Raw genomic sequence first — 11,297 nt, 5'->3', positions numbered from 1 at the left:
GTTTTACGGCGTTTGCTGGTAAACTCGCTATCAGAGAAAGACAGTTGCTGGCTCATGAGATGATGGCTTCCAATGGGAATGAGGGGGTTATTGTCTCATGCTAGGGACTTAATCGCATGTTCCTTAATGGACACGCTAGAAAAATCAAGAAAGGTAAAAAGGCAAAAATATGCTGTTGATGTTCAATGACTAAAAAGTAAGTGGCTGCACCAATTAAGCCTAATGCTGCTAATCCTGAAGGTGTTTTCCAAAAACTAAACATACAATCACTCCTTATTCAGACTTAATAACACCACGATACATTTGCATCGAGCAGTGGAATGGGTACTCTCCAGTCGTTAAAGGTGGCAAAGTAATTACAGTCTCTTTGTTGAGTGCAATTTCCTCGCTGATCTCTAACCCAGGAATCAGCACAGTAGCTGCGCAGGGTGAGTTGTCAGTTCTGATGAATGCCAGAAGAGTACTTTGATTTGCTTTCACCTTTATATGAGCGGGGGTGTAAACGCCGTTTTCGATTCTGATAACCATCTTATTGTTGGTGACTTCGACCTCTTGCGGCTTATAAAGCCAGAACCACCAAACGATAAGAGCTATCAGCAGAATGCCACTAATATTAATCCACAACATCGCATCGACTCCTTAATGTTCTTTGGCTTTAAAAAGACGTAGGCGGTTAGCATTCATGACAACAGTCAGAGATGAAAAGGCCATGGCGGCCCCGGCAATCACTGGGCTTAAGAGCAACCCAAAGAAGGGGTACAGTACGCCTGCGGCGAAAGGTACACCCGCTACGTTATAGATAAAGGCGCCAAAGAGATTTTGTTTGATGTTACGTAATGTTGCTTTGCTGACAGCTATCGCATCAGCTAGGCCGTGTAATGAACCGCGCATTAACGTAATATCCGCACTTTCTATGGCGACATCGGTGCCTGTTCCTATCGCAAATCCGACGTTGGCCAGTGCCAGTGCAGGGGCATCATTAATCCCGTCCCCAGTCATGCCGACTACTTCACCTTGTTGTTGTAATTCAGCTACTTTTTGTGCTTTATCTTCGGGTAAAACTTCAGCGAAAAACTCCGTTATCCCTACTTTTTCAGCAACCGCTTTAGCTGTCAGTCTGTTATCGCCCGTGAGCATAACAACACGAATACCATTAGATTGGAGGCGGTTAATGGCGGTAATTGAATCCTGTTTGATTGGATCTGATACCGCAATAACAGCGGCAAGTTGTTCATCAACAGCAAAATAAATAGGGGTTTTAGCTTCACTGGCCAGCTGCTGAGCCGTCTCGATATAACCACTGATATCAACTTTACGGTCACGCATTAATTTTTCATTACCCAGTAGTAAATATTGGTTCTGAATAGTCGCTGTCGCACCGTGACCGGCAATTGCATTGAAATTTTCTGCTCGATTGAGTGTTAAACCTTTGGCTGTTGCTGATTCAACAATTGCCATCGCTAATGGGTGCTCTGAGCTTGACTCTATACTAGCGGCTAACTGCAGGATGCTGTCTTCATGTGATCCATTAGTCACAATAATATCGGTCACCTTTGGAGCGCCTTCAGTAATCGTGCCTGTTTTATCAAGAATCATGGCGGTAATTTTAGAGGCTGTTTGTAATGCGGCTCCGTTTCTAATCAACACGCCCGCTTCTGCGGCTTTACCTACGCCGACCATGACTGACATCGGTGTGGCTAAACCTAACGCGCAGGGGCAGGCGATAATCAGTACGGTTGTTGCGGAAACAATGGCAAAGGCTAAGGCCGGTTCTGGTCCGAAGTTCAACCACGCCAGTGCACTGAGCACTGCAATAATCATAACAACAGGCACAAAGTAGGCGGATATAATATCGGCTAGGCGGCCAATGGGAGGTTTAGAGTTCTGAGCGACTTTAACCATCTTGATGATTTGCGCTAACGCAGTATCTTTGCCGACGCGAGTGGCTTTAAAGACGATAGAGCCTGTTTTATTTAAAGTGCCGGTGACCACTTCATCACCTGTTTTTTTGACAACTGGCATTGGTTCACCAGTCAGCATCGACTCATCAATGGCTGTTTGGCCCTCTTGAATGACGCCATCTACCGGGATCTTTTCACCGGGTCTGACACGGACAATATCATGAAGTAGTACCTGTTCGATCGGGATATCTACCTCAATACCGTCTCTCAGTACTCGGGCTGTTTTAGGTTGTAAGCCGATGAGTCGTTTGATCGCTTCCGATGTTCGGCCTCGTGCTTTTACTTCAAGGGCTAACCCGAGGTTGATCAACCCGATAATCATTGCAGTCGCTTCGAAGTATACGTGCCTTGCCATGTCAGGTATCAGTTCAGGAACCGCGATGACCGCCATCGAATAGACCCAGGCGGTACCTGTACCCAAAGCAATTAACGTGTCCATATTCGCTGAGTGGTTTTTAAATGATTGCCACGCGCCAACAAAGAAATGTTTTCCGGCAAAAAACATGACGCTAAACGTTAATGCACCCACGAATAACCAAGCGAGTCGCTCGGTTGGTGTGGTCACAGTCATTTCACCGCCAATAAGGCTGTAAATCATCAATGGTAGGCCTAAGGCAAGTCCTATCCACATTTTCCACATGAGTGTTTTGTAATAGGCCAGGTCAGCTTGTTCTTTTTCATCAAGCAATGCTTCTTCTGAGCTGCTTTGTACCACCTTGGCGCTATATCCTGCCTGCTTAACCGCCTGAATTAATGCTGAAGGTTCGGACTGGCCTGATACTGAAACTGTACGAGCTGCAAAATTCATTTCTGCTTGCTGAACACCTTTTACTGATGTCAGCGCACCCTCAATTTTGCCGACACAACTGGCACAACCTGCGCCATCAATGATTAAGTCAATAGAACCCGACGGTTGCTTTAATGACGTTTTTTCCTGAGTGCTATCAGTATCCGAATAGCCCATGATTTTCTCCTGAATGGTAGTTGAAACGTGTAAATAAAATCATTGCGGTAAACTCGGAATAACATTGGAATTCAGCACGCCACTCATGATTGTTATTGACCATGAGTGGCCGTAAAGTTAATAGGTAGGGTGATCCTTGCCTTCCATCCAGTAGCCCTGAGGACCGTCACCGGAGTTCATCATATAGTGCTTGTTTTTAGGGCTACTTGTTGGCGAATTAGTGGCTAGTTGTGTTTGGTGCACTGTTGCTTGGTTGCTTGCATGTTTGGCCCCCTCCATTAAATGCCCCTGTTCACCTTGACCTCCATGCATCATGTAATGCGTGTTTGTAGCAGATGCTTTATCTGTATGAGGAGTGATCACTTTGTGTTCTTGACTCTGGTCTGCACTGTGTTTGCTACCTTCCATCTGGTGTCCTTGTGGGCCGTCCCCACCATGCATCATGTAATGTGTCTTGGCATCCTGATCGGCAGCGGCAGGTAAGGCAGCGCTGATAATTAATACACTGCTTAAGCTGATAATAATTTTTTTAACTTTCATGGTGGTTGTACTCCAGACTCATGTGAGAAAGTGTTTTTACTCTTTGGAAGTTATAATAAACACTGCTCCTTTCATGAGGCTGACATGAAGATTACATTTTTGTAATTTCGATTGAATACTGCCTATATGCTTTATACTCACCCAAAACATCTAGGAGTCTTATGAAAATACTGGTTGTGGAAGATGAAGATAAAACAGGAATGTTTCTTCAGCAGGGGCTAAATGAAGCCGGGTTTAATACGGATCTTGCGTGTAACGGGATAGATGGTCTTCATTTGGCGCTTACACAAGTTGACGCTTATGATTTGATTATCCTTGATGTCATGTTGCCCGGACTTGATGGTTGGAAAGTTTTAGAAACATTACGCCTGAGTGGCAGGGATATGCCTGTATTATTTTTAACCGCACGCGATCAGGTAGAGGACCGGGTAAAGGGCTTTGAACTCGGTGCTGATGATTATTTAGTAAAGCCTTTTGCTTTTTCAGAGCTCCTGGCACGTATACGTTCTTTATTAAAACGCACTCGCATCACGCCAGAAGCGACCGTGTTGACTGTTGCCGATTTAGAGCTTGATCTGTTACGCCGACGGGTTAGCAGAGCGGGTATACGAATAGAGCTCACGGCTAAAGAGTTTTCGTTATTGGAATTACTCATGAGACGAGAGGGTGAGGTGTTGTCACGGTCTTTGATTGCATCTCAGGTATGGGATATGAATTTTGACAGTGATACTAATGTGATAGAAGTCGCTATTAGGCGTCTTCGTAGAAAAGTAGATGAGCCTTATGGTCTTAAACTCATACATACGCTTCGGGGAATGGGTTACGTGTTAGAGGTTTCTGACAAAATATGAAACGTAAATTATCTTTAATTTGGCGGCTGACGGGCTTATATGCATTGGTATCAGGTTTTGTTTTACTAGGGCTTAGTGTCGTGATTGTCTTCTCTATAAAGCAGCACTTCTTTGAGCAGGATAAAGAAACACTGCAAGGGAAAATACAGCTAGTCAGTAGTATTGTTTCTGAGGGTGTTGGTGCGGGTACATTGCCTGTGTTCGCAGACAAGCTAAAATCAGGGTTAATTGGGCATAAAGAGCTGTTGGTTTTAGTGATGAATGAGCAGGGTGTGCCACTGTATAGCTCTGGAGGAGTAACATTTCCTCTTAATCTCATAAAAGGAAAATCAAGTGTGTCTTCTCCTCACGCTATAACCTGGAGTGCTGAGGGGCAATCTTATCGAGGGCTTGTTGTCACTAAAAGTACAATAGCTCAGCCGAAACAGCCGATTAGTATATTGGTAGCGTTGAATATTAATCATCATGAGCTTTTTATGTCACGCTTTCAGGGTGCCCTGTTACTCTATGTTGTTATCGCTGCATTAATCAGTGGTCTTCTCGGTTGGTTAGCGGCAAAGAAAGGTTTGCTGCCTCTATATCAAATGAGAAATCGTGCATTAGCGGTTACAGCGAACCAGTTAGATAAGCGCATGCCTGTTGAAAATGTTCCGGCAGAAATCTCAGAGTTGGCTAATGCTCTCAATCAAATGTTAGAGCGATTAGAAGATGCGTTCAGGCGTATATCTGAGTTTTCCTCAGATATAGCTCATGAGCTTAGAACACCCATCAGCAATCTGATGACGCAAACACATGTAGCTCTGAGTTTCCCCAGAGATGCCCGAACATATCAATCTATTCTCGCTTCTAATGCAGAAGAGTATGAGCGGCTTTCACGTATGATTTCAGACATGCTTTTTCTTGCCAAAGCGGATCATGGATTAGAGTTACCCTCTAAGGAAACTATTGAGCTTGATAAAGAAGTAGCTGATTTATTTGAATTTTATGATGCGTTGGCAGAAGACCATAACATATTGCTGAGACTTAAAGGGAAAGGTGAAATACAAGGTGATCGTTTAATGATTCGTCGGGTTATCAATAACTTACTATCTAATGCTATACGTTATACGCCCACTCATAGTACCGTCGAAGTTCAAATTGAAGCGAGTGATAAGTCAACTCTTCTTACAGTAAATAATGTAGGTACGCCAATATCAGCAGAGCATATTCCTCATCTTTTTGAACGTTTTTACAGGGTTGATAAAAATCGAATGAAAGGAAATTCTGAAAGGGTAGGTTTAGGTTTAGCAATAACACGTGCAATCGTAGTAGCTCATAATGGCGAAATATCAGTATCTTCAACGGTAGAGCGCACGAGCTTTAAAGTGACATTTTTTAAAAATGATTCGTTGATTACTAAAACGTAACGGGTTCCAGTCTCTATTGGTATTAATTTCCCCTGGGAAAGATGCGATTAAGTTAATACCTGCCCGCCTTTCAACTAATAAAGGTTGAGTTGCTCCTTTCTTCCGTGTGCTGTTTTTAATTCCTTTTTTGACCTCATCTCTCTGGTAAATGGGGTAATCATGCTGCGATCTTAAGTCCTTCATGACTGAGGACTTAATCACTTTTTCCTACAACCTGAAGATTACAATTTTGTCATCTTCAGGTCATGCCGCTGTCAGGGAGGTCGCGCTAGAGTGTGACGCTTGACACATGACAATAGCTATTTTTTAACACGTTAGCAGTCACTTAATAACAGCATGGTAAGCAGTAACAGCGGAGCACCAGAAAGTATGAAACAAGACGAATCTGCGTTAATTTCTCGCCCTCGTTTGTCACGACGGCTTTTTGTAAAAGGCCTGGCAGCGGGTGGTGTCTTATCCGCAATGCCAAGGCTACTTTCTGCCAACACAAATGATACCCGCTTAGGATCAGCGCCGGTGTTGAGTGGCAAGGTCATCACGTTGGTTATCGCTGAAACACCGGTCAATTTTACGGGCGTTGCGCGAATGGCAACCACTATTAATGGATCTATTCCTGCACCGACACTGCGTTTACGCGAAGGCGATGAGGTGACTATTCGTGTGATTAATCGTCTATCTGTTTCTACTTCGATTCATTGGCATGGAATTATCCTTCCTTATCAGATGGATGGCGTACCAGGCATTAGCTTTCGCGGTATAGCACCAGGAGAGACTTTTGAGTATCGCTTTACGTTAAAACAAAGTGGGACTTACTGGTATCACTCGCATACTGGCTTCCAGGAGATGACCGGGATGTATGGCGCGCTCATAGTAGAGCCGCGCGAAGGTGAGTCGATTCAGGCAGATCAAGATCATGTAATACAGCTCTCAGACTGGACAGATGAAAGTCCTATGTCTGCCTTTTCCAAATTGAAGGTGCAAAGTGATGTGTATAACTTCAATCAGCCAGTAGTCGGTGATTTTTTACGAGATGCATCAACGATAGGGCTTAAAGGAGCGTTTGAAAAGCGCAAGATGTGGAATCAGATGCGAATGAATCCTACTGATTTAGCGGATCTTTCAGCAACAACCTTTACGTATCTGATGAACGGTATGACGCCTGCGGGCAACTGGAGCGGGTTGTTTAATAAAGGTGAGCGTGTGCGCCTGCGCTTTATCAATGGTTCCAGTAATAGCTTTTATGATGTGCGAATACCCGGCTTGAGCCTGAGTATTGTGCAGGCCGATGGGCAAAATGTGAAACCGGTTAGCGTAGATGAGTTCCGCTTTGGTCCCGGTGAAACGTACGATGTTATTGTCGAGCCTGAAGGGGATGCGTACACCATTTTCGCACAAAGCATGGATCGATCCGGTTACGCGAGTGGCACCTTATCAGTCCGTCCGGGGCTTGTTGCTCCTGTGCCGGAGCTTGATCCCGTTGAATGGCTGACAATGACTGACATGATGGGCGCAATGGATCACAGCGCCATGAAAGGTATGGACCATAGCGCCATGAAAGGTATGGATCACAGCACCATGAAAGGTATGCAGACGAACCCTCTGGAGGTGCCTTCGCAAACCGCTCGGCATGCGAGTACAGAATATGGCCCGTCTGTCGATATGCGTGTGGATACGCCACGTACTAATCTGGATGACCCGGGTATCGGGCTGCGTAACAATGGTCGGCGTGTATTAACACAGGCTGATTTACGTTCAATTCATGGTGTACTAGATGATGACCGAGTACCTACCCGGGAGATAGAGCTGCATCTGACGGGCAATATGGAACGTTATAGCTGGTCAATTGATGGGCTTGAGTTTGGTAAGAGCACACCGGTTTCGATGCGCCAGGGCGAGCGGATACGCATCATTTTACAAAATGACACGATGATGACTCACCCCATGCACTTGCATGGTATGTGGAGTGATTTGGAATCTGCGGAGGGCGAATTGTTAGTGCGTCGTCACACACTCTCTGTGCAGCCCGCTCAGCGGATTAGTTTCTTAACAACGCCGCATGATGTAGGCCGCTGGGCTTGGCATTGTCATCTTCTTTTTCATATGGATGCGGGCATGTTCCGTGAAGTGGTGGTTTCATGAAACAATTAATTAATGTTGATGTGATAAAGCCGCTGGCAGTTGTCGCTGTGTTCGCAATGAGTACGAGCTCTTTGCTGGCTCGTGCTGAAATGGATCACTCTAAAATGGCCCAGGCTAAAACGGATCAACCTGAAATTCGTGACCCCCATGCCTACTCAGATGGCTATACCTTAGAAAAAGGGCCCTATGCGTTAGGAGGGCCGCGTCAGATAAAGCTTGCGGACGAGCATAAATTTTGGGCGATTCAGGGCGATCGTGTCGAATACGATTCTGATAATGATACTGGCGTATTTGATGTTCGAGGCTGGTATGGCTCCACATATGACCGCCTGTATGTCAAATTTGAAGGTGATGTCGCTAGCGGGCGTTTGGAAGAAAGTCAGGCAGATATTCTGTGGAGTCATGCATACAGTGCTTATTTCGATACGCAGTTGGGCATACGACTTGATCAATATGATGAGGGTGTGGACCGACAATGGCTTGCTATTGGGTTGCAGGGGCTGGCTCCGTACTGGTTTGAGTTAGATATGACTGCTTATATTGGAGAAAGTGGACGAACGGCCCTTTCACTTGAAGCTGAGTACGAGATATTGCTTAGTCAACAATGGGTACTGCAACCGCGTGCTGAGGTGAGCCTGTATGGCCAGGATGATATTGAGAACGGATTGGGCGATGGCTTTTCGGATGTCGCGTTTGGATTAAGGGTACGCTACGAGATGACGCGGCAGTTCGCCCCCTATGTCGGGGTCGAGTGGACAAGTAAGCTGGGCCAAACGGCAGATATTGCCCGGGCTGCCAACGAGTCTGTTCGTGATACACGTTATGTCGCAGGGATTAAATTTTGGTTCTAATGCCATTCAAATACAAAAATAACATATTTCAGGAGTTAAAAATGAAGAGTAAACAACTTAGCGCTTTAGTTGCTGTACCTGCACTCATGTTGTCGTTTTCGGCACTGGCACATGGCGAAAAAGAGCATATGAAGACAGCAGAGAGCCCGGATTGTGCGGCTATGAGCACGATGGATCATAGTAAAATGGATATGAACGACCCTATCGTGATGGCGATGATGCAGCAATGCATGAGCACCATGCAGCATGGTACGGCAGAAACAGAGGGGCATGACTCAGCAGAAGCAGACAGTGCATCTCATGGGGATGGTCATCAGATGAAAGCTCCCTCGCAGTAATAAGTAGCAATCAAAGAAAAATAGAAACAAATAATCTGCATGCCCCTTGCCGAGAGATCGGTAAGGGATGTGCTCGGGGGGGGGATTATCTGATGACAGCTTTTACAAAAGGCGCTTGTTTAAAGCGATTGATAGCAATAACGGGTGCTATTGCGATAGGAGGCGTGGCGTTTCTGTACTCGGGTTTATATTCGATGGGGGCTGACGATCCTCACTATGATATTACCACGTGGGCCTTAGAGACATTACGCGAGAATTCGATCTCACGCTCCTCGAAAAACATTGAAGTGCCGTCGGATCTTGATTCGGTTGATCGTTTACTCAAAGGTGGTGCTGACTACAATGATATGTGTGCTGGTTGCCATCTTAAGCCGGGTAAAACTGAAAGCGATTTTACATTAGGTTTGTATCCATCTCCACCAAACTTGGCAGATATCTCTCGAGCGGGTGAAGATGCACAAGCCGCTGATCAGCGAAATTTCTGGATTATCAAACACGGAATTAAAGCATCGGGAATGCCCGCTTGGGCGCCAGGGCATGATGATGTACGTATCTGGAATATGGTGGCATTTCTTAAGCGTCTGCCTGACCTGACAGAGGCGCAATATCAGATCCTTACTGCACGTGGCAAAAAATGATGAAGGGCATCATTAATCCGGAGATTATTAATAAAGCGACTGGCTATATTCGCTAAAGAAGGCTAAGGAAAGTGCGAACAAGCCCCTGATTCGGTTTTGCAGCTTCCTAACTAACGGAGATAAGTACTTATTCGCTACAGGTACTCGCATTTATTTCATCTTTCATCTTTCATCTTTCATCATGAAGCAGATCACGCGTAGCTCGCATGCTTTTGGGATACACATAAGCCAAAGGAAAGTTACCGCCCCTGATCAATGCCGCTATTTTGTGGGAATCTATTCGGTCATTCTTGGTTTTACCGCCGTGAATTGCTTTCATGTATAAGGCGTGACCGAGAATAAAAGTAATGCCTTGCTCTTCACAGAAGTCAGCTACCTAGTACCAGCAATGCATGCATTCAACACCCACGACCAGGTTATCCAGATAGGGTTGGATCAGGCGATGAGAGCATCAGGACTGGCAGGAATTTCCTTGTGCAACAAGGTTTCACTCTGCTGATTGAGGATACAGACATACAAGCTACGAGCATGCAAATCGACTCCACAATAATGACGATGAGTGCATTGTAAAAGTTCATTGGGTCTTCTCCTTTTGGGTTTGGTTGCCTTCCAGCTTAGTCAATCTGGCTAGGCTGGGGAGAAGGCTCAATGAGTATCAAACGCGTCAATTAGGATGCTCGCAATCTCGCACCTATTACGCGGTCGTTACAGCGCCAAAAATTGGATTCACATCCATGCTTTTGTGGAGGATACGGATAATCTCAATATTTTGACTGCCGGTCTGACGATAAAATATTACGTGGCTTACTTGTGGGAATTTTCTGTATCCATCGCGAATCTCGTCACAGGCTTTACCAATGTCAGGGTTTTCGGCTAATAGCCAAAATGAGTCATCAAACTGTTTTAGGTAAATATTTCGCTGTTCACGACCCCAGCGTCTAAAGGTAAACAAGGCTATATCTCTTAAATCAGACTTCGCCTTGTTAGTTAATTGAAATGGTGTCATTTTCTCTCTTCGCTATCTAACTCATTGATAAACGAGTCAAGGTCATAATCCGTAATTCCACTTTCTTCACCCTCAACAAGCAATTGGCGTAAGGTGTTCATTTTAGTTTCTTGGATTTCAAGTAAACGTAAAGCGGAACGAATGACTTCACTTGCAGAGCTATAGCGACCGCTTTGGATTTGATTAGTAATAAAACCGTCAAAATGGTCACCCAAGGTAATACTAGTGTTCTTAGCCATAATATAGCTCCCAATACCAAAATATACCTAATTGTGGTACTATTTAGGCCTAGATACAAGGCGCATAACATATGAGCCTTCAATAATATCAGGGGCACTAGACTTCATCGGCTGTCCTATTCAAGTTAGGGAACATGCGATTAAGTCCCTAGCATGAGACAATAACCACCTCATTCCCATTGGAAGCCTTCATCTCATGAGCCAGCAACTGTCTTTCTCTGATAGCGAGTTTACTAACAAACGCCGTAAAACCCGCAAAGAGCTTTTCCTTGGTCGGATGAATGAACTGATCCCATGGCAGCAACTTGAAGCTCAAATTGAACCGTTCTACCCAAAAGCGGGCAAGGGTCGGCGTCCATACCCT

The 11,297-nt window shown here is 45.1% G+C and carries 13 protein-coding genes and 1 pseudogene; 7 read left to right on the top strand and 7 right to left on the bottom strand.

All coding sequences use genetic code 11. The annotated features are described in order from the left end of the window. Positions 1-100: 100 nt before the first annotated feature. The 4 genes from EOE65_RS17800 to EOE65_RS17785 form a co-directional block, all read right to left on the bottom strand. Positions 101-262, bottom strand: coding sequence for a DUF2933 domain-containing protein (locus tag EOE65_RS17800; protein WP_127696253.1), 162 nt, complete (start codon positions 260-262; stop codon positions 101-103). Positions 263-273: 11 nt separating this feature from the next. After that, positions 274-627, bottom strand: coding sequence for a cupredoxin domain-containing protein (locus EOE65_RS17795; protein WP_127696251.1), 354 nt, complete (start codon positions 625-627; stop codon positions 274-276). Positions 628-639: 12 nt separating this feature from the next. Next, positions 640-2,925 carry a heavy metal translocating P-type ATPase gene (locus EOE65_RS17790; RefSeq protein WP_127696249.1) on the bottom strand — a complete coding sequence of 762 codons (2,286 nt, stop codon included), beginning with the start codon at positions 2,923-2,925 and terminating at the stop codon, positions 640-642. A 117-nt stretch (positions 2,926-3,042) separates the two neighbouring features. Continuing rightward, positions 3,043-3,465 carry a hypothetical protein gene (locus EOE65_RS17785; protein ID WP_127696247.1) on the bottom strand — a complete coding sequence of 141 codons (423 nt, stop codon included), beginning with the start codon at positions 3,463-3,465 and terminating at the stop codon, positions 3,043-3,045. Positions 3,466-3,626: 161 nt separating this feature from the next. On the opposite strand from EOE65_RS17785, the gene EOE65_RS17780 reads away from it, so the two are divergent. The 6 genes from EOE65_RS17780 (at position 3,627) to EOE65_RS17755 (ending at position 9,688) form a co-directional block, all read left to right on the top strand. Further along, positions 3,627-4,316, top strand: coding sequence for a heavy metal response regulator transcription factor (locus EOE65_RS17780; protein WP_127696245.1), 690 nt, complete (start codon positions 3,627-3,629; stop codon positions 4,314-4,316). After that, positions 4,313-5,722, top strand: a complete 1,410-nt coding sequence (locus tag EOE65_RS17775; protein WP_127696243.1) for a heavy metal sensor histidine kinase — start codon at positions 4,313-4,315, stop codon at positions 5,720-5,722. The genes EOE65_RS17780 and EOE65_RS17775 overlap by 4 nt, the downstream gene beginning before the upstream one ends. A 369-nt stretch (positions 5,723-6,091) precedes the next feature. Then, positions 6,092-7,861 (top strand): copper resistance system multicopper oxidase, encoded by a 1,770-nt coding sequence (locus EOE65_RS17770; RefSeq protein ID WP_127696241.1) that lies wholly within the window; start codon positions 6,092-6,094, stop codon positions 7,859-7,861. Continuing rightward, a complete protein-coding gene (locus EOE65_RS17765; protein WP_127696239.1) occupies positions 7,858-8,712 on the top strand; it encodes a copper resistance protein B in 855 nt (284 codons plus the stop codon). Before EOE65_RS17770 ends, EOE65_RS17765 begins: the two co-directional genes overlap by 4 nt. A gap of 41 nt (positions 8,713-8,753) precedes the next feature. Next, the gene (locus EOE65_RS17760; RefSeq protein WP_127696237.1) at positions 8,754-9,050 is read left to right on the top strand and encodes a hypothetical protein; all 297 of its coding nucleotides are present in this window, start codon (positions 8,754-8,756) and stop codon (positions 9,048-9,050) included. Between the two features lie 92 nt (positions 9,051-9,142). Beyond that, positions 9,143-9,688 (top strand): c-type cytochrome, encoded by a 546-nt coding sequence (locus EOE65_RS17755; RefSeq protein WP_164847158.1) that lies wholly within the window; start codon positions 9,143-9,145, stop codon positions 9,686-9,688. 184 nt (positions 9,689-9,872) lie between these two features. Here the strand turns inward: EOE65_RS17755 and EOE65_RS18270 are convergent. The 3 genes and pseudogenes from EOE65_RS18270 to EOE65_RS17740 all read right to left on the bottom strand — a co-directional run. Continuing rightward, positions 9,873-10,266 (bottom strand): annotated as a pseudogene (locus EOE65_RS18270) (IS110 family transposase); the annotation flags it as partial. Positions 10,267-10,382: 116 nt separating this feature from the next. After that, positions 10,383-10,694 (bottom strand): type II toxin-antitoxin system RelE/ParE family toxin, encoded by a 312-nt coding sequence (locus EOE65_RS17745; protein ID WP_127696235.1) that lies wholly within the window; start codon positions 10,692-10,694, stop codon positions 10,383-10,385. Beyond that, positions 10,691-10,933 carry a type II toxin-antitoxin system ParD family antitoxin gene (locus tag EOE65_RS17740; RefSeq protein ID WP_127696233.1) on the bottom strand — a complete coding sequence of 81 codons (243 nt, stop codon included), beginning with the start codon at positions 10,931-10,933 and terminating at the stop codon, positions 10,691-10,693. The genes EOE65_RS17745 and EOE65_RS17740 overlap by 4 nt, the downstream gene beginning before the upstream one ends. 196 nt (positions 10,934-11,129) lie before the next feature. Here EOE65_RS17740 and EOE65_RS17735 point away from each other — a divergent pair. Continuing rightward, positions 11,130-11,297, top strand: a 168-nt coding sequence (locus EOE65_RS17735; protein WP_476739126.1) for a transposase, incomplete at its 3' end; no start/stop codon positions are given.

The organism is Neptunomonas marina (genome assembly GCF_004005935.1).
Taxonomy (GTDB): domain Bacteria; phylum Pseudomonadota; class Gammaproteobacteria; order Pseudomonadales; family Balneatricaceae; genus Neptunomonas; species Neptunomonas marina.
This window is presented reverse-complemented; position numbering and strand designations above follow the sequence as displayed.